This window comes from Affinundibacterium nitidum, from assembly GCF_014284155.1.
In the GTDB taxonomy this organism is placed as follows: Bacteria; Pseudomonadota; Gammaproteobacteria; order Burkholderiales; family Burkholderiaceae_D; genus Undibacterium; species Undibacterium nitidum.
Genome location: NZ_JACOFZ010000002.1, coordinates 363923 through 382501 on the forward strand (window position 1 = coordinate 363923; position 18579 = coordinate 382501).

The 18579-nt window shown below is 48.6% G+C and carries 15 protein-coding genes; 8 read left to right on the plus strand and 7 right to left on the minus strand.

Annotated features, from left to right (window positions below; translation table 11 throughout):
* Positions 1–152: 152 nt before the first annotated feature.
* The 5 genes from H8K36_RS09045 (at position 153) to H8K36_RS09065 (ending at position 5023) form a co-directional block, all read left to right on the plus strand.
* The gene (locus H8K36_RS09045; protein ID WP_230404438.1) at positions 153–1097 is read left to right on the plus strand and encodes an N-acetylglucosamine kinase; all 945 of its coding nucleotides are present in this window, start codon (positions 153–155) and stop codon (positions 1095–1097) included.
* Complete coding sequence (locus tag H8K36_RS09050; protein WP_230404440.1) at positions 1094–1945, plus strand: N-acetylmuramoyl-L-alanine amidase; 852 nt, start codon at positions 1094–1096, stop codon at positions 1943–1945. Before H8K36_RS09045 ends, H8K36_RS09050 begins: the two co-directional genes overlap by 4 nt.
* Positions 1946–1961: 16 nt before the next feature.
* Complete coding sequence (locus tag H8K36_RS09055) at positions 1962–3263, plus strand: MFS transporter (RefSeq protein WP_186915978.1); 1302 nt, start codon at positions 1962–1964, stop codon at positions 3261–3263.
* 81 nt (positions 3264–3344) lie between these two features.
* On the plus strand, positions 3345–4583 hold the full coding sequence (locus H8K36_RS09060; RefSeq protein WP_186915977.1) for a nucleoside recognition domain-containing protein: 1239 nt from the start codon (positions 3345–3347) through the stop codon (positions 4581–4583).
* Between the two features lie 53 nt (positions 4584–4636).
* Complete coding sequence (locus tag H8K36_RS09065; protein ID WP_222611182.1) at positions 4637–5023, plus strand: DUF7668 domain-containing protein; 387 nt, start codon at positions 4637–4639, stop codon at positions 5021–5023.
* 862 nt (positions 5024–5885) lie between these two features.
* On the opposite strand, the gene H8K36_RS09070 is transcribed toward H8K36_RS09065, so the two are convergent.
* Entirely contained in the window at positions 5886–7544 is a 1659-nt protein-coding gene (locus H8K36_RS09070) for a glycoside hydrolase family 10-like protein (RefSeq protein WP_186915976.1), read from the minus strand.
* A gap of 24 nt (positions 7545–7568) precedes the next feature.
* Positions 7569–7973, minus strand: a complete 405-nt coding sequence (gene gloA / locus H8K36_RS09075) for a lactoylglutathione lyase (protein WP_186915975.1) — start codon at positions 7971–7973, stop codon at positions 7569–7571.
* 137 nt (positions 7974–8110) lie between these two features.
* Here gloA and H8K36_RS09080 point away from each other — a divergent pair, with 137 nt between their 5' ends.
* Positions 8111–9040 carry a hypothetical protein gene (locus tag H8K36_RS09080; protein ID WP_186915974.1) on the plus strand — a complete coding sequence of 310 codons (930 nt, stop codon included), beginning with the start codon at positions 8111–8113 and terminating at the stop codon, positions 9038–9040.
* A 26-nt stretch (positions 9041–9066) separates the two neighbouring features.
* On the plus strand, positions 9067–9540 hold the full coding sequence (locus H8K36_RS09085; RefSeq protein ID WP_186915973.1) for a cupin domain-containing protein: 474 nt from the start codon (positions 9067–9069) through the stop codon (positions 9538–9540).
* Between the two features lie 80 nt (positions 9541–9620).
* Here H8K36_RS09085 and pgi read toward each other — a convergent pair whose 3' ends face one another.
* The 5 genes from pgi to H8K36_RS09110 all read right to left on the minus strand — a co-directional run bounded on the left by pgi (position 9621) and on the right by H8K36_RS09110 (position 17162).
* Positions 9621–11267 (minus strand): glucose-6-phosphate isomerase, encoded by a 1647-nt coding sequence (gene pgi / locus H8K36_RS09090; RefSeq protein WP_186915972.1) that lies wholly within the window; start codon positions 11265–11267, stop codon positions 9621–9623.
* Between the two features lie 73 nt (positions 11268–11340).
* Entirely contained in the window at positions 11341–12114 is a 774-nt protein-coding gene (rsmA, locus tag H8K36_RS09095) for a 16S rRNA (adenine(1518)-N(6)/adenine(1519)-N(6))-dimethyltransferase RsmA (protein ID WP_186915971.1), read from the minus strand.
* 78 nt (positions 12115–12192) lie between these two features.
* Positions 12193–13242 carry a 4-hydroxythreonine-4-phosphate dehydrogenase PdxA gene (pdxA, locus tag H8K36_RS09100; RefSeq protein WP_186915970.1) on the minus strand — a complete coding sequence of 350 codons (1050 nt, stop codon included), beginning with the start codon at positions 13240–13242 and terminating at the stop codon, positions 12193–12195.
* Positions 13242–14648 carry a peptidylprolyl isomerase gene (locus H8K36_RS09105; RefSeq protein ID WP_186915969.1) on the minus strand — a complete coding sequence of 469 codons (1407 nt, stop codon included), beginning with the start codon at positions 14646–14648 and terminating at the stop codon, positions 13242–13244. Before H8K36_RS09105 ends, pdxA begins: the two co-directional genes overlap by 1 nt.
* Positions 14649–14849: 201 nt before the next feature.
* Entirely contained in the window at positions 14850–17162 is a 2313-nt protein-coding gene (locus tag H8K36_RS09110) for an LPS-assembly protein LptD (protein WP_230404444.1), read from the minus strand.
* 324 nt (positions 17163–17486) lie between these two features.
* Between H8K36_RS09110 and H8K36_RS09115 the strand changes: the two genes are divergently transcribed.
* Complete coding sequence (locus H8K36_RS09115; RefSeq protein ID WP_186915968.1) at positions 17487–18518, plus strand: aminoglycoside phosphotransferase family protein; 1032 nt, start codon at positions 17487–17489, stop codon at positions 18516–18518.
* The last annotated feature ends 61 nt before the right edge of the window (positions 18519–18579 follow it).

The following is an 18579-nucleotide window of genomic DNA, read 5'->3' on the forward strand; positions in this document are numbered from 1 at the left end:
TACCAAGAAAAACACAGCAACTTGCATCGATCTCTGTGAATTTATCAGATTGGCAAAGGAAACACAGCCGTTTTGGATGATAATACCACGCTGAATTAGCCTCAAATTTTGCCTACGACACGACTTAACTACTTATCATTAGGAATACCTGCTTGAACATCTCGCCGCCTATCCTCCCAGCATCTCGCTTCGCGCTCGGTATTGATATGGGCGGCAGCCAAACACGCTGGACCTTACTCGACTCGACCGCGCAGCTACAAGCAGAGGGGCATACTCAAGGCGCCACTGCACTGCGTTTGCATGAATCGGATAGCCAAACCTCACTCCGCCACATCTTTACCGAAATCGCGCAAACGCTGCCACCTTCGATCAGCACGCCAAGCCTATGGGTGTGTGCAGGTTTAACAGGTTTAGTCGGGAGCGAACATCAAAGTTTGGCACGGGATCTGATCGCGACAATTTTCAAGACCGACGTGAAACAAGTGAAGGTCCACAACGATATCGAAATCGCTTATTACAGCGCCTTCGAGGCGGGTGAAGGGTACTTGATTTATGCAGGCACGGGTTCTATCGGTGCTTACATCGATGCGCAGGGGCAGTTGCATCGAGTCGGTGGCCATGGCTATATCCTTGACGATGCGGGCGGTGGCTACTGGATCGCCCGTGAAGCCTTAAAACACATTTGGCGCCAAGAAGATGAGCAACCGGGTAACTGGCAAACCTCAGCGCTGGCGCAAGCGGTGTTTGCACATATAGGCGGACATGATTGGCAAAGTTCACGCCAATTCTTGTATCAAGGCAGCCGTGGCGATGTCGGCCGCTTGGCTATCGCTGTCGCTGCAAGCGCTGATCGTGATGCGCAAGCATTGGCCATCTTGCACAGCGCGGGCAAAGAACTGGCTCGGCTCGCACAACTCTTATGTCAACGCTTTGGAACAAAACCTTTAGCACTCGCCGGAAGAGTGAGAGAATTACATCCCATGATTAGCGATAGCTTCCGCCAGCATTTGCCAGCCGAGGCTCGCTTACACATCACCGCCAATACCGCCCAGCATGCTGCGGCACAATTAGCACTGAAAGATATGCAAAGAATATGAGCGTTTTTCGATTGAACTTCACGACACGCCCTGCTCTCCTCATCGGGCTGGGATGTATGCTCAGCATCTTGAGCGGCTGTGCCACACGCCCGTTCACCGTCAATCAGATTGATACACGCGTCGCTGCGAAGGCACAAGAGAGCCGTGTGCGTTTTCTAATTTTGCATTACACCGCGCTCGATCAACCAAAGTCTTTACAGGTATTGAGCGAGCAAGCGGTGAGTGCCCATTACCTCGTTGCCGACAATAACCCGACCACGGTGAATCGCTTGGTGGAAGAAGATAAGATGGCCTATCACGCGGGTCTAAGCAGTTGGAAGAACTACACGCAGCTCAATGCCAGTTCGATTGGGATCGAGATCGTCAATAAAGGTTTTGAAGAGACACCTGAGGGCCGCCGCTATTTCTCTTTCCCACAACAGCAAATTGATGCCGTTATCGCCTTGGCGAAAGACATTATCGCACGTCATCAAATTAAACCTGAATTTGTCTTAGGCCATTCCGATATCGCGCCACAACGCAAAAGCGACCCTGGCCCGCTCTTTCCATGGAAGCGTTTCGCTGAGGCTGGTTTAATTTTATGGCCAAATGAAAACGCGGTCGCTGAGCAAAAACTTATTTACGATGCCAACCTCCCAGACATCAAATGGTTCCAAAAGAAATTAGCCGAATTTGGTTACGCCACGCCACAGCACGGCAACTACGACCAAGAAACGCGCAATGTAATAGCAGCGTTTCAAACGCGTTATCGTCCGAGCTTATTTGATGGCACAGCAGATGCTGAAACGGCGGCGATGCTTGAAGTAATCACCCGCAAACCAGTGACTCCCGCCGCACCCAAACCATAACAATAATAAGCTGGCCATGAACGATACGACTCAACAGAATAAAAGCGGCCTATGGTGGGTGCCCACCTTGGCATTCCTTGGCGCGATTCCTTTTATCGTAGCGCAACAGTTGTCCAGTGTGCTGTACAAGAATCTCGGTATTTCCAATGACGAGATCACCTTCTACACCAGCTTGTTATATCTGCCGTGGGTAATTAAACCGCTATGGTCGCCGCTGGTTGATATCTTCAAAACCAAACGATTTTGGATCATCGTCACGCAGATGTTAATTGGTGCGAGTTTGGTGGCTTTGTCGTTTAGCCTACAAACACCCTATTTCTTTGCCGTCAGCCTCGCCGTCATGTGGCTAATCGCCTTTGCCTCGTCAACGCACGATGTCGCGGCAGATGGCTTCTACATGCTAGGTTTAAGCCCGCCAGATCGCGCCAAGTTCATCGGTGTGCGCAGTATGTTTTACCGTATCGCCAATGTGATTGGCGGTGGCATTCCTGTGTTGGTATCGGATAGTTTGTTCCACATCAGCGGCAATTGGGCTAATTCTTGGTCCATCGTCTTCTTGGCACTAGCCACCGTGTTAATTGCACTCGCCTTGTACCACTTGTGGGCTTTACCAAAACCAATGGAAGATCAAAGCATCCTGCAATTGCAAAACAAAACCGCGACGGCGAGTGAAGTCATCAAGGAATTTTTTGCGACCTTCCGCGCCTTCTTTTTGAAAAAAGAAATTGGTTTTGCGATCGCCTTCATTTTGCTGTTCCGCCTCGGTGAATCGCAAGCGCTCAAAGTCGTCAGCCTATTTATGCTCGACCCGCGCGAGAAAGGTGGACTTGGTTTATCAAACCACGACTTCGGCCTAGCTTATAGCATTATCGGCATTAGTTTTCTAACTCTCGGTGGCTTACTTGGTGGCTGGCTCATCTCGCGCCATGGTTTGAAGAAGATGTTATGGCTGATGATGGCTGCGGTCCATTTGCCAAATCTCGCTTTCCTATTCTTGGCCTACCTCCAGCCTGATAATTTGTGGATTATCTCTGGCGCCCTCGCCATCGAACAATTTGGTTATGGCTTTGGCTTTACCGCCTTCTTGATGGTGTTGATGATGATCGCTGACGGCCCGCATAAAACATCGCACTACGCGCTGTGCACAGGTTTAATGGCTGCCGGCATGATGATTCCCGGTATGTTTAGCGGCGCGCTGTCGAAGTTCTTTGGCTATCCACACTTTTTTGCCTGGGTCTGTCTTTGCACCATCCCAGGCTTCATCATGACCACATGGATCAAAGTTGACCCTAGCTATGGAAAGAAAACCACAGCGTAGAGAGCGAAAACAGCGGGCGATGCTTGCCGCCCGAGCTTGATTCCCCTACTCTGACGAAGAACCCATTTTTAATACAAGAACATGACACTTAACTATATCTGGATAGGCTTTTTCATCGTGGGCTTTATCGCCGCACTTATCCAATGGATCTTCTTCGGCGATACCGAAGTATTCAAACGCATCATGGACGGCACTTTCGATTCTGCCCGTATTGGCGTAATGGAGATTGCACTGCCGCTCGCTGGTGTCATGACCTTGTGGCTGGGTATTATGAATATCGGTGAGAAGGCGGGAGCCATCAATTGGCTAGCGAAGCTAATCGCACCGTTCTTCGCCCGTATTTTTCCGGGCGTACCAAAAGACCATCCAGCTAACGGCCATATGGTGATGAATTTCTCGGCTAACTTGCTTGGGCTCGATAACGCTGCCACGCCATTTGGCCTGAAGGCCATGGAAAGCCTGCAAACGCTCAATCCGAATAAAGACGAAGCCAGCGATGCCCAGATCATGTTTCTGGTCTTGCACACCTCAGGGCTCACCCTGATCCCACTGGCCATCATGGCGCAGCGCGCGGTCCTCGGAGCAGCCGACCCTTCCGATATTTTCATCCCCTGCATGATCGCGACCTATGTCGCAACGATGGTTGGTTTAGTTGCAGTGGCAATTCGTCAGCGCATCAATTTGCTCAACCGAGTTGTACTTGGCTGGCTAGGCGGCATCAGCGGTTTCATCATTTTTCTAGTGTGGTATCTGAGCCAATGCTTAACGCGCAACGAGCTTGAAGTCTTCTCCAAGCTCACGGCCAATCTACTCTTATTCTCGATCATCATCGCCTTCTTGGTTGGCGGCATGCGTAAGAAAGTGAACGTCTACGAAGCTTTTATTGAAGGAGCGAAAGGCGGCATTACAACCTCGATCACCATCATTCCTTATCTGGTAGGTATGTTGGTGGCGATTGGTGTTCTACGGAATTCGGGTGTGCTAGGCATGATCGTCTCAGGATTCAATTGGCTCTTCACCCAATTTGGTATCAATACGGACTTCACAGCGGCCTTGCCGACTGCATTGATGAAACCATTGAGCGGCAGCGGCTCACGCGCCATGATGGTCGATGCGATGAAAACCTATGGACCAGATTCTTTCGTTGGACGCTTGGCTTGTATCTTCCAAGGTTCTGCAGATACGACTTTCTACATCGTCGCTTTGTATTTCGGTTCCGTCGGGATTCGCAAAACGCGTTATGCGATTTCTTTGGGATTATTGGCGGATTTGGCGGGTGTTATCGCCGCGATTTTTGTGGCTTATTTGTTCTTCCATTGAGGTGGGTGCGGGCTGCGGTATTTTACTCCTAGTCAACTGCAAAAAGATAACATATGACTGATACAGAGATTACAGCAGTCAAAGATTGCGAGCATGAGCGTCCAATACCAAACTCGTGGCGCCCGATTTTCGTACGCGTTGTCGCTGCCCTCACAAAAGCCAACTACAAATCTTTAAATCAAATTGAAGGTGTCTTAGAAGTCTCGAATGAAACAGCAGCTCAGATTAAAGGGTATATTGCTGACTACGGCTGCACTCTCATTGAACTTCCTCCGGAGAGCTGGGACACCTCCGTTTGTATCTTTATGAAATCCTACTGGAGCGTTATGATCGACTTGTGGACCAAAGAAGAAGGGCCGAGTGACTTGGTTTTAAGTGCGCATGTGTTTGAGGTAGAAAACGGTTATTCGATCAAAATTGAGCTGGTCTATGTTCCTTAGATTACTTCTAGTTCTTAGGGTGATTTAGCGTCAGCGTAACCCACCACGCATCTTCTAAATTTATAGCATCGCAATGCCATTAGGAGTGGACGGAGTACCAGTTTTCATCCTTGATATTCACATGCGCGCCTACTTATAGTTCACTAGTCGGGTGTGGCCCGACAGCCAGTTACCTTTTTTGCTTCGCCAAAAAAGGTAACCCAAAAAAGGCGACCACGCTGCCACTGCCCTTCGGGTGCCCAATTGTGCAAGTCAAAAATGGGGGAGAGTCAGCAACTCGCTTCGCTCAAACATCTGACTCTCTTATTCCCCATTTTTGCCCAGCACAATTGGCAGTGTCAGAAGTGGATGAAAATCAAAACCAACGACCTACGACGGTCGCTAGAAAAATAAGCGGTGTTCGAGATTGCTTGTTTTGGTGTTGCCTTTGACTTTTCGCCGTTCCGCTTTTGAATCGCCAATGGTACAAACCCCGTATCTAGATGAAATATCCCTACAAATATCATCTTGCTGTGATTGATACTTTTTCCGCTGACCATCGAGCATCTAGGTTTTGAGTTTCCGCGTCTGGCACTGCCATTTGTGTGGGGCAGAAAATGGATAAAGAAAGCTTTGTTGTCTGAGCGTAGCGAGTTTCAAAGCTTTCCCATTTTTTGTCCCGCACAAATGGGAACCCGAAGGGCAGTGACGGTTGCGGTCGCCTTTCTTTGCTTACTTTCTTTGGCGAAGCAAAGAAAGTGAGTAGCCGTCGGGCTACCCCCGACCAGCGAAGATTGAGCGTACAAACTCTCAATTAGAACCTAGAGCAATCGACACTGGATTCCTGTCTTCACAGGAATGACAGGCTAATCGAGCTCAAACATCACTCAATCGTAACCGAACTCCTCGCACTCTCCTCACCATAACGATTCACGCTAGATACAACGACTTGCTTGATGCGATTACCTTTGCTGTCCGCGTCGACGACGATCACTGTCTGTGTTGCGTCTTGCACGCTAAACTGCCAACCCAGATCACTACGCTTCCAGACCGCCACTTGCACTACGCTAGTCGCGTTGTTTTCCCAACTTAAACGAATCTGCTTTTGATCCCTCACATAATTAAGTGTCGGGCGCGGTGTGACTAAGCCTTGCGGATTCAGCCAAGGAAACGATGGCACTAATGCGGTCGTAATATACTTCTCAGCAGCCAAGCGCGAACGGACTTGTTTGCGATCTTGTGCCAAGGGGATGAAGCTAAAATGGCTATGACCCGCATTCGGATTATTGCGGCTGATATCGACTTGTTTCAAGATTTCGTCGCTACTCCAACTCGCTTCACTATTATCAATTTTGCTAGTGTACAGACCTGGCCAAATGGGGCGTTGCAATGGGTTTTGCGCGTGCCAGTAATTGTTCAACACCGGAAAGGCCTGCGCTGTTTGCGTAATAGGCCAGTACAATTGCGGCACTAAATAGTCGAGCCAGCCATTTTGCAACCACAGTTCAACATCGGCATACAGTTTGTCGAATTGACTAAAACCAGTGATGCCATTCGGCAGGCGGTCTGGACGTCCTATACCAAAGGGGCTAATCCCAAATTTCACCCAAGGCTTAATCTGATGAACATTAACGTAGATCGTTTCGACGAGATGGTTGACTTGCTGACGCCGCCAATCAGCGCGTGACAAAGCACCACCACTTTGCTGGTAAGCACGCCATGCGTTCGCGTCGGGAAAGTCTACCTCGGCGCCTGCGCTATTCTTAATTGGGTAAGGATAAAAGTAGTCGTCAATATGCACGCCATCGATATCATAGCGCTGCACCACATCACGAATCACTGCCAAGGTGTTTTGTGCGGCGAGTGGCTCTGCAGGATCCATCCATTGCAGATCGCCATAAGTGCGCACCACCTGCGGTGCACGTTTGGCGATATGCGTCGCCGCATACGGTGTGCGCATGGACGGTGTACGCGCACGGTAAGGGTTGAACCACGCATGCAATTGGATGCCGCGTTTGTGCGCTTGCTCTATCCAAAACTGCAAGGGGTCATAAAAGGGATTGGGAGCACGTCCTTGTTCACCTGTGAGAAATTCAGACCAAGGCTCTAAAGTAGACGGATAAATCGCATCACCGCTGGGGCGTACTTGCAAAATCAAAGCATTGAGTTTGAGCTGCGCGGCGGTGTCCAGAATTTGAATAATCTCTGCTTGTTGCTTTTCTGTGCTCAGATCACGACGACTAGGCCAATCAATATTGGCGACTGTCGACACCCAGGCCGCCCGAAATTCACGCGGGGCGGCGGGCGGCATTTCTTCGTTCGCTGTAACTACCGCTCCACCGACCGCAATCGGATTCGTAACCGGCTTCAGTACAATACCACTGCCACCATCCACTTGAGGTGCCACGGGTTTTACTGGCTCTGCTGGATTGGGCTCAGTAACAGGTGGACTTGCACACGCAAATAACGCAGCGAGCAGGCCGACAGCGGTGACATGCTGCGCCAAGCGCGACCAATGCCGCTGCTTTACAAAAGAAGTCATGAAATCGATTGATCCAACGAAGGTTTACAAGGTAACGACCTGATCAAACTCACGCTCGATCAATTCAATTTTGTAACCATCAGGATCTTGCACAAAAGCGATCACCGTTTTGCCGCCCTTCACTGGGCCAGCTTCGCGCGTCACATTCCCACCTTTGGCTTTCACCGCTTCGCAGGCTGCCGCCGCATCTGGCACCGCCAAAGCAATATGACCATAAGCTGTGCCCATCTCGTAGGATTCCACACCATAGTTATAGGTTAGCTCTAACTCTGCATGTTCAGGGTTATTGCCATAGCCGAGGAACGCCAAAGTGTACTGATATTCAGGATTATCCGAGGTGCGCAACAACTTCATCCCCAAGACCTGCGTGTAAAAATCAATCGAACGCTGCAAATTGCCGACGCGGAGCATCGTATGAAGAATGCGCATAAAGTCCTCTGAAAAAGCGGTTTAAACAAGTAAGCCTGCATTGTACCTTGTCTGCTTTCGGCTGGCATTCGAGGGTAAAATTGCTCATATTGTCTTTTCCTTAGCATCTTTACTATTTGCCCGAATTGCCCCGCTACATGAACCTTCGCCCGCCCCTTTACCTTATCCTCAGCGGCAGCCTTGCTGCAGGCCTGTATCTGGCTTGGAATGCGAAAGATTCATCTACGGAAATTGCGCAAGAGCCAGCAACAGCGGCTATAAAATCCATCACGCGCCCGTCGCCCCCAGCATTAGAGGTGGCAGTGCCTGTGAAAAAAGGCCCAACAAATGCGAAAACAGCATTGGAAGAACTGAAGGAACTCGCTCATTCAACGACACCTGAAGATACATTTAAGCGCTATCAAATATTGGCTCGTTGTTTTCATGATGCGAAGGAATTGAAGTCCTTCGACTCTTGGAAGATCAATGAAGATAACCAATTGCATATTTCTGAAAGAAAGCCGGAGCTAGAAGAATCAAAGCGATATTGCATTGGCGTTGGCTATGCTGCAATGGCCCATCGACTCGATCTATTAAACATCGCAGTCAAAGCAAAGGTGAATGGTGCGGCAAACGCTTTCTTATATGAAGGTCCATTTGGTGACCCTAATATCTTAGAAAGCCGCCCATCAGACCCAGCGGTTATCGCTTGGAAAAAACAAGCTGTTGAGCAATTAGAAGCGGCGGCGGAAAGTGGTGACAGAGACACTTTTTTGCCGCTATATCAGTTTTACGATGATGGTATAAACAAAGTGAGAGATAGCTTCGTAGACAAAGATACTTTCAGAGCATACATATATCATTTAGCAATGTATAAATCTGTTGGAAAAACACCATCCGCGCTCGCGAAGAACAAGCTAGCGCTTGAAGAAAAAGAACTGAGCGCATCGCAAATAGAGGGAGCGCATAAAATAGTCGACGAACTGATAAAAGCATGTTGTGCTTCAAATCAAAGTGACGGCAAAACGCCTACCCCTCTTCACTTTAAGCTAAAGGGAGATGAAGTCTCCAATGGCAATTTAAACTAAACTTACTCTGACTTACAGGAGAAACCATGTCGAATCCAGCCATAGCACTCGTCTCTACCGACGTCGCGCCACGCGCCAAGAAATCCATTTACCCAGAACCCTTCGCCTCGCGCATGGAAGGTCGTGAAAAACGTATTTTGGGTGACTTGTTTGGGTTGACGAATTTTGGTGTGAATCTGACGACGTTGGCACCGAAAGCCGTATCCGCTTTGCGCCACGGCCACACGAAGCAAGATGAGTTTATCTATATCGTGAAAGGCCATCCGACTTTGTTGAACAATGCAGGGAAAACGGTATTAGCACCTGGCATGTGCGCGGGCTTTAAGGCGGGAACGGACGACGCCCACTGTTTCGTCAATGAAACCGATGAGCCCGTTTTGTATTTGGAAGTGGGGGATCGTAGTGCGGGTGATGAAGTGAATTACCCTGATGAAGATCTCAAGGCCGTATTTCAAAACGGCGCTTGGGTATTTTTACACAAGGATGGTTCAGCATATTGATGAGACTAATGAGGTCGTCATCCCTGCGCAGGCAGGGATCCAGCGACTCTCATCTTGGAATTACGTCTGGCAGCACGTGCTCAGTTATTCCCATAACGTCTAAAATAGGCGATCAAACCTTGAGTAGACACATCGAGCTGCCCATCAAATTCAGGGTTCCCTTGCAGGGCTGGGAGCAAACTATTCGCTAATTGTTTGCCCAACTCCACGCCCCATTGATCGAAGGAATTGATACCCCAGACCACGCCTTGCACAAAGACTTTGTGCTCATACAGTGCCAGTAACATCCCCAATTGGAAGGGATCCAAACTCGTCATCAAAATCGTATTCGAAGGCTGATTACCAGCGAAGACCTTATGCGGCAACAGCTTGGTGATTTCAGCTTCTTTCAAGCCTTGCGCGGCGAGTTCAATGCGTGCTTGTTGTTCGGTTTTACCGAAAGCCAAAGCTGAACTTTGCGCCAGACAGTTAGCGAGCAAAGGTGCTTGGTGACCTGGTAATGGATAATCGCTGCTCGCTGCCACGACGAAGTCGCATGGAATCAACCAACCACCTTGATGCAGCAATTGGAAGAAAGCATGCTGACCGTTGACGCCGATTTCACCCCAAACAATCGGGTTCGCGCGGCAGGTCAAAGCCTCACCATCGCGGCTCACGGTTTTACCGTTAGATTCCATCTCAAGCTGCTGCAAGAAACCCGGCAGATGGCGCATCGATTCGTTATACGGCAAGACTGCGGTCGTTTCCGCGCCTAAGAAATTGGTATTCCAAATCGACATCAAGGCCAGCAAGACCGGCAAATTCTTTTCCAGCGGCGCAGTACGAAAATGCTGATCCATGGTTTCCGCGCCCTCTAACAAGCGTTCAAAACCGCGCATGCCAATTGCCAAAGCTACCGACAAACCCACTGCGGACCATAAAGAATAACGACCGCCGACCCAATCCCAAATCTGCAAGATATTGCTATCAGGGATGCCAAATTCATGGGCCTTGCTCGGATTCGATGTGACGGCAATAAAGTGCTTCGCAATCGCCCACTCTTCGGTCGCCGCGGCCAATAACCAATTGCGCGCGGTGTGCGCATTGATGCTAGTTTCTTGCGTGGTAAAGGTTTTTGAAGCGACGATAAACAAAGTGGTGCGTGGATCGAGGCGTTCAATCAAAGGTGCCAGATGGGCGCTATCGAGATTCGATACATAGTAGAAATTCAAACCCGGATGCTGCAAGGCAGATAGTGCACGCGTCGCCAATTTCGGTCCAAGGTCAGATCCACCAATACCGATGTTGACGATGTTTTGAATTGCATCGCCTTTGAAGCCGCGCCACAAGCCACTGCGCACACGTTCGACGATGTCACGCATTTGCTTACGCACCGCATGCACCTGCGGCATGACGTTATTCTCTTCACTAGGGAAAGGTGTGTAGTCAGTATGACGCAAAGCCGTATGCAAGACTGCACGATTTTCGCTGACATTAATTTTATCGCCCGCGAACATGCGATCACGCCAATGTTCCACGCCAGTGCTACGCGCCAAGGCTAACAGATCGTTCAATGCAGCTTCATCGACACGCTGTTTAGAGTAGTCGACCAACAGGCCTTCCAACTCTAAAGAAAAACGATGAAAACGCTGCGGATCCTCCGCGAACAAATCACGTAGATGTTGATGCTGTAAGCGGCTACGATGCCCAAGCAGGGCTTGCCACTCTGGGGTGTTAGTTAAATTCATGGTGCCTCAAATCTTTTCGGAAAAATCGACCGGTATGAACTAATGGTCAAACACATGTCGTTATTTCTATATGCTAAGGCAAAAGATTAGCCAAGGCTACATACTGCTCTAATGGAATCGCTTCCGCGCGCAATTGTGGATCGATTCCCACACTTTGCAATTGTTGTTCATCGAACAGACCAGCAACGCAATTGCGTATCGTTTTGCGACGTTGAGAGAAAGACTTGGTAACGACGAGTTCGAGATTTTCCAACTTGCACGGCAACTTCTCTTTCTTAGGAATCATACGCACAATCGCGGAATCAACACGCGGTGGCGGATCGAACGCCGTCGGTGGCACGATAAACAAGAGCTCCATGTGATAACGCCATTGCAGCATCACCGACAAACGTCCATATTCTTTGCCACCAGGTTCCGCCACCATACGTTCAACCACTTCTTTTTGCAGCATAAAGTGCTGGTCTTCTACTTGATCTGCGTATTCCGCCAAATGAAACAGTAGAGGGCTAGAAATGTTGTACGGTAAATTACCAACGATACGTAATTTCTTGCCAGGGTTGACAGGAATCGTCACAAAATCAAATTTCAGCGCATCACCTTCATGGATGGTCAATTTCGTAGGATCAAAACTTTTCTTTAAGCGAGCTACCAAGTCGCGATCGAGCTCAACCACATGCAAAGCCTGCAAGCCGTCAAGCAGTAAGCGTGTCATCGCTGCCAAGCCTGGTCCGATCTCGACCATGCTTTCATCTTGCTGAGGATTGATGCAGCTAATGATGTCGGTCAAGACTTGTTGATCGGTCAAAAAGTTTTGGCCAAATCGTTTGCGGGCAATGTGTTTCGTCATATCGTTTTGATTTCTTGATGATGCACTCTACAGTGACATCGGTTTATTCTTTACTTGTATTTCTGTGCCAAATTAGGCTTAGTTGACGGCGGCCAAGGCTTGGCGCTTCACCATTTCTGCTGCCATACGAATAGCGACCTTCATGCTGCCAGCATCTGCCAAACCCGTACCCAGTTTAGCGAGATCAAGAGCTGTGCCGTGATCGACAGAGGTACGTATTAAAGGCAGACCCAAAGTAATGTTCACACCCAAGCCAAAGCTCGCGTATTTCAATACCGATAAACCTTGGTCGTGATACATCGCTAGTACGCAATCGGCATCTTTCAAATACTTCTGTTGGAAGAGTGTATCTGCCGGGAAAGCACCTCTTACGTCCATACCTAAAGAACGCGCTTGTTGGATCACTGGGTTAATCACTTCAATTTCTTCACGTCCAAGATAACCGTTTTCACCGGCATGCGGATTCAAGCCCGTAACAAAAATACGTGGTTTAGCAATGCCAAATTTGTCTTGCAAATCGCGATGGATAATCTGCAGTGTGTTCAACAATGGATCAAACTGAATCGCATCTGCCACTTCACGCAATGGCAAATGCGTGGTCGCCAAAGCGACACGCAAAGGCTGAGGCAAAGTCGCCGATACCTCGCATGCCAACATCATTACTACCTGTGCCGTCTTGGTTTGTTCAGCGAGATATTCGGTGTGTCCAGTGAACGGCACACCAGCGTCATTGATGGTGCTTTTTTGCAGCGGCGCGGTGACCATGGCATCGCACCATTTATTCTGCACGGATTCGATGGCCACATCGAGCGTTTGCAACACGGCGCGGCCATTGCGTGGATCAAGCTGACCCGCCACAACATGGGCATTCAAGGGGCAATCGATGACGGTGATCTGATCGCGACCACAACCAGGCAGACCATTAAAACGCAAAGCCTGCTGCGACAGGCCCATCAAACGAATCTCTTTATTGAGATCGTGGGCTAACATCGCTAAGTAGGCGGCATCACCCAAAAGTACAGGCCTAACTTCATTGCGTAAAGCCCATGCCGCCAACAGAGAAATCTCCGGCCCAATGCCAGCGGGTTCGCCGACGGTGATTGCAATAACCGGAGAGTTAGATGGCATTATTTTTGATCCGTACGAAACTCCACATAAGCACGATCACGCAATTGGCGCAACCAGCTCTGAACAGCTTCATCCGATTTACGTGCACGTACAGACTGACGAGCTTCAGAACGTTTTTTCTCAACGGAGTCTTCAGTCAATTTACGTTCTGTTACTTGAATCAAGTGGAAGCCCAGTTGTGTTTCAACTGGATCACTCACTTCGTTAATCGCCAATTTATTCATCGCCGCTTCGAAGTCTGGTGATGTATCTCCAGGATACACCCAGCCCAAATCACCACCTTTAGCTGCCGAGGTATCGATTGAATTAGTTTTCGCTAACTCTTCGAAAGTTGCCGTTTTATTTGCGATCTTTTGTTTAAGTTCGAGCAATGTGCTCTTAACTTGCGCCGCTGTCATCGCTTGCGTTGGTCGCATCAGAATGTGGCGTACATTCGATTGCTGAGAGCCTGTCGCTTCGACCGGAGCTACATCACGCTTGCCCAAAAGCTTCAAAATATGGAAACCATTTGGGCTACGAATAATCTCCGAGATGCCACCGATAAACTGGATCTTGTTAACGGCTTCCATAAAGAGGGGCGGAATTTTTTCTTGTTCACGGAAACCAACCTCGCCGCCTTTCAGTGCCTCGACGGAGTCTGAATACGTCGCAGCCAGTTTGGCGAAATCTTCACCGATACGCAATTTTTTGTAAGCTTCTTGTGCGCGTGCGCTGCGTTGAGTAATTACTTCGGGAGTTGCATTTTCTGGAATCCGAACCATGATATGGCCAAGATTGATTTCTTGATTTTTGCTAGGCGCTAATGCTTGGGCAGCCAGGAAGTTGTCGATCTCTAATTCAGAGACTTGAATCTTGCTATCAACTTCGCGCTCACGCACGCGTTGAATCATGATGTCATCACGAATGTCTTCGCGAAATTGCGCAAAAGATGTGCCTTCACGTTCAACTTGATTACGTAACTCTTGCAAACTCATCTTATTGGATTCAGCCATACGTTGCATCGCGCGGTCAAGCATGACGTCATCAATGCGCATGCCCTGCTCTTTCGCCAATTGGATCTGCAAACGATCGATAATCATGCGCTCCAAAATTTGCTTTTGAATTTCAGAACGTTCAGGTGGAGTAGTCCCCTGCGCCTTTAGACTTTTCTCGATGGCGTTGATGCGATCATTCAATTCAAGGTTGGTGATGACCTCGTCTCCGACAACCACGGCGATACCGTTCACAACCGCTGATTTACTTGCTTTCTTTGGAGCAGCCTTATTCGGTGTCGAGTCTTGCAAGGGCGCCACTGGCGAATTGGACTGCGCCAATGCCGCGTTCGATAACAACAAGCCTAAAAGGGTCGAAGTAATGCCAACAGCGAGGGAACGCTTCGATTGATTCATTTGCAAAATGTGTCGCATAGTCATCCAAAAATCTACTAAGACAAAAAACAAAAGTCTTATCAAAATAAAATGTGAAACACAAAACTACTGCTGCATTTCACTAATTCTGCCTCGTCATAAATCGACGAAAGCTGCAATATACACGGATATCGGGCAAGCGCAAACCAAGCCGCTACTGCAAGAATGCCTGACGGCAATTCTTGTTACCCAACCATGCGATCAATTTGTGGTCGACGGCTGATATCCATTAATACTTTTCTTCAACGTCTCGATTGGGTTAGACCCAAAGCCAAGACGCGCTAAACCGGTCAATTCCAATTGAATTGCAATGCCCGAATTATTATTCAACGTAGTCGTCGCGAATCGATGTGCAACGAAACGTAAAGCCCAGCAATCCGCACGATATTCCAAGCCTGCCAAACCTTCAACCAGCTTACGGTTTAATAGAGAATAGTTGCTCTTACCGACTGCATACCAACGATGGGAAATCGGCCATTGGCCTGACAATTCCAATTGTTTCAAGACATCGCGTTGAAATTGGTATTGCAAATTCAAGACTTTTTTCTCGGCAGGCTGCCAATGAATACCATAGCTAGAACGCACCGATTGACGATCACTTTGGCTTACTTGCAGTGCCGCTTCCACATTCAAGGTATTCGAAATTTGTCCATTGCCGGCTAATAGCAGATCGGAACGACTTGGATTACTCTTACCATCCAGGCTCACCTTTTGCGTATTGAAGTAAAAACGCTGCCCAAGTGCAAACTTAAAGCGCTCAGTACCATCACCTTCAATGAAACGAGAGACCAAACCTGCGGTCACCTGATTTGAATCGCCAATACGGTCATGTCCGGTAAAACGATTTTCACTAAAAATCTGTGCGAAATTGAAGTCGGCTAAAGCAGTATCAAATAATGGTAATGCAGTCTGATCTCGATATGGCGTATTTACATAGAACAGGCGCGGCTCCAATGTCTGAGTCATGCCTTCACCCAATAAACTTGCTTGGCGCTCAAAGATCAAACCTGTGTCCAACGATAAACTTGGGATAGTGCGCTGGTAATGCGAAGCTTGCCCTTGAGCTGGGTTATCTAACTCATATTGGGTGGCGTGAAATGACAGTTTAGGAACTGCAAAGAACGCTGGCTGAATAATCGGGAAAGAAACCTGCGGATTAATCACTGCACGGTTACCACGTATCAAAGTCGGGTGCCAGAAACGCGTCATCAAGGCGTCCACTGACCAATCAAGGCCAACCACATCATGTTGTCCAGCATGAAAACTCAACTGTGGCAAACGTTCATAAGGCAAGGTAATCGGTGCAGATGGATCTTGCAATACTTGGTAGCTGGTTGAACGCAATGAGGCATTCCAAATAGATCCGTAATAATCGAGCCCAACTTCACGCAGCAACAAACGTTGCGCAGTTTTGGTCGTAGAATTGGAGAAGTCGGCTGGATAATCGTTATCCGAAGCGCGATTCAAGTTCCACGAAAACACTGCTTCTGGCGTCAACTTCTGATTATGAATAGAGTTAATCGCATAACGCGTTGTATTCGTCAGTTTGTCGCTAATGCCTTCGACCGCTGTCTCACCAGCATAGGACTCGCCTAGATATCGCCCTTCAATACCCATCTGCAGACCACGCCTTGCGATCATTTTCGGGCGCAGGGTTAGGTCGCGGTTAGGCGCAATATTGAAATAGTAAGGCACACCGAACTCGATACCACCTTTGTTGGAATGGCCCATAGTTGGCGGCAATATGCCTGAATGACGTGCACCAGACAAAGGAAAACTGAAATCCATCCAACCAGGTGTCGCCATAATCGGGACGCCCTTAAAGTACAGCACAGACTTCCCCGCCACCCCTGTATCAAGACCGGTATCGAGATTTAAAGTTTCCGCTTTTAAATACCAATCTGGATCTAAACCTTGGCAAGTACTATAAGTGCCATTGGTAATGGTCGAACGTTCTTCGCTGGCAAAATCGATACGATCTGCCTTACCCTGGCCATTATTACGTGCAATAAAATAGCTCGGCTTGAGGACGAAACCAACGCCAGATTCAAGCGCAAATCGAATTAATTGGCCAGTATAGCAATCAGCACCCCGTTGCAGCTCGATATTCCCAGAAGCATCTAATTGGTCTTCAATTTGCAGATAGCTAGCCCGCTCTGCCGTGAGCTTGGTATCGCCGCGTGTCACGATCACATTGTTTTCCATGCGGACGATACGATCCGGCTCGCCGTTCATGGTTTCGGCTTGAATCACCGTCGGCAAGGTCGATGGGTCTACGGCTTTCTTATCTGCCGCTTGCGTTGCCTGCGGCTTGGTTGCTGCAGATAGGGAGCTCGCGTTTTTATTGGCCGTTTCGATCACAGTCTGCGTTTGCGCAAAGCTGCTGGAAAATGCGGAACATAGCAAACCAGCAATGATCGTTTTCGTAAAAATAGGAAACATGGCCGGTGAATGCGATAATACGGTTTTTGCTTGATTTCGATTCAGACGCATGTCGTGGTCAGTGAATGGCATTTGTTCATTGTTTTTTAGGAAGCACCCTGACTGGGCCTAGCTCTTTCTGTAAGTAAGCACTTAGAGCAGAAAGCTTGCCAGCAGTTCATCGATGCGAAAGCGCTCTATTATAGGCGCAAACCCCTGAAGTATCAGTAACAAAGCAGCTGCATTCGGTATTCGCATCGTCTTTCTTAGCCAAGGTGATCGAACTCGAAGTCAAACCAAAGAGCAAAGCAGCATTTTTCGTTTCATTTTGACATGAAAAATGGTATTGACGGTGGGCTCTAACACACCCCGCTGTCGTCCTTTTCATCTCACTTTTTACAGATATTACGTTTAATTATGTCTACATCTTCCGACCAGCAACGTTTGCACGACTTAAAGCAATTTTTGAGCGGCATTACACATCCCCAACTCAATCTCGACAGCTTGCGCCCTGCTTCTGCTGACGCCAGCTTTCGTCGCTACTTCCGTATTGACGGTAACGATGGTAATGGTCCGCTAAGCTTTATCGTGATGGATGCACCGCAGCCTACTGAGGATGTCAAACCTTTCATCCAAGTGGCAGAACTTTTTCATTCGCTGCATTTAACGGTACCGCAAGTACTGGCAAGAGATGTAGAGCGAGGTTTCCTGTTACTGACCGATCTCGGCACCACCATGTATTCACACATGTTAAATGTCGATACGGCCCACAAGTTGTACATGGATGCGATTGATTCTCTGGTCTTGATGCAATCACAGAGTCAGCCTGAAGTCTTGCCCGAATACGATCGCGCTTTCATGCATCGCGAACTAATGATTTTCCCTGAGTGGTACATCAGCAAACACCGTGGAGTGACCTTGACTGAGGCGCAAACGGATAGTTTGAATAAAGTATTTGACGCCATTTTGGCCAATGTCACCGCACAACCTCAGGTATTCGTGCACCGCGATTTCCATTCGCGCAATTTGATGGTGATGGATAAAGGTAATCCGGGCATCATCGATTTCCAGGGTGCATTGTATGGCCCTTTGACCTACGACTTGGTTTCATTACTGCGCGACGCTTATGTACAGTGGGATGAAGAAATGGTACTCGACTGGGCCATCCGTTACTGGGAAAAAGCAAAAAAAGCGGGCTTACCAGTGGCACCCGATATCGACAGCTTCTATCGCGATTTCGAATTCATGGGCTTACAACGTCATCTGAAAATCTTGGGTATCTTTGCTCGCTTAGCACATCGCGATGGCAAACCACATTATCTCGACGACATGTCGACGGTGATGGACTATGTACGCAAGACGTCGAACCGCTACAGCGTTTTGATTCCATTGCTGCGTTTGCTCGACACGATCGAAGATAGTGCGCCGCAGTTTGGCTATACTTTCTAATTTGCTGCACAGAGTCAGCACGTCGCCGAACAACTCAGCAACACCGTACACAGAAGAATAT

Excerpts from the sequence above, each read along its gene's own strand:
- H8K36_RS09085 (WP_186915973.1), top strand. The coding sequence starts at position 9,067 with ATGTCGAATCCAGCCATAGCACTCGTCTCTACCGACGTCGCGCCACGC.
- H8K36_RS09065 (WP_222611182.1), top strand. The coding sequence starts at position 4,637 with ATGACTGATACAGAGATTACAGCAGTCAAAGATTGCGAGCATGAGCGT.
- H8K36_RS09050 (WP_230404440.1), top strand. The coding sequence starts at position 1,094 with ATGAGCGTTTTTCGATTGAACTTCACGACACGCCCTGCTCTCCTCATC.
- pgi (WP_186915972.1), bottom strand. The coding sequence starts at position 11,267 with ATGAATTTAACTAACACCCCAGAGTGGCAAGCCCTGCTTGGGCATCGT.
- rsmA (WP_186915971.1), bottom strand. The coding sequence starts at position 12,114 with ATGACGAAACACATTGCCCGCAAACGATTTGGCCAAAACTTTTTGACC.
- H8K36_RS09060 (WP_186915977.1), top strand. The coding sequence starts at position 3,345 with ATGACACTTAACTATATCTGGATAGGCTTTTTCATCGTGGGCTTTATC.
- H8K36_RS09115 (WP_186915968.1), top strand. The coding sequence starts at position 17,487 with ATGTCTACATCTTCCGACCAGCAACGTTTGCACGACTTAAAGCAATTT.
- pdxA (WP_186915970.1), bottom strand. The coding sequence starts at position 13,242 with ATGCCATCTAACTCTCCGGTTATTGCAATCACCGTCGGCGAACCCGCT.
- H8K36_RS09070 (WP_186915976.1), bottom strand. The coding sequence starts at position 7,544 with ATGACTTCTTTTGTAAAGCAGCGGCATTGGTCGCGCTTGGCGCAGCAT.
- H8K36_RS09055 (WP_186915978.1), top strand. The coding sequence starts at position 1,962 with ATGAACGATACGACTCAACAGAATAAAAGCGGCCTATGGTGGGTGCCC.
- H8K36_RS09105 (WP_186915969.1), bottom strand. The coding sequence starts at position 14,648 with ATGCGACACATTTTGCAAATGAATCAATCGAAGCGTTCCCTCGCTGTT.
- H8K36_RS09110 (WP_230404444.1), bottom strand. The coding sequence starts at position 17,162 with ATGCCATTCACTGACCACGACATGCGTCTGAATCGAAATCAAGCAAAA.
- gloA (WP_186915975.1), bottom strand. The coding sequence starts at position 7,973 with ATGCGCATTCTTCATACGATGCTCCGCGTCGGCAATTTGCAGCGTTCG.
- H8K36_RS09080 (WP_186915974.1), top strand. The coding sequence starts at position 8,111 with ATGAACCTTCGCCCGCCCCTTTACCTTATCCTCAGCGGCAGCCTTGCT.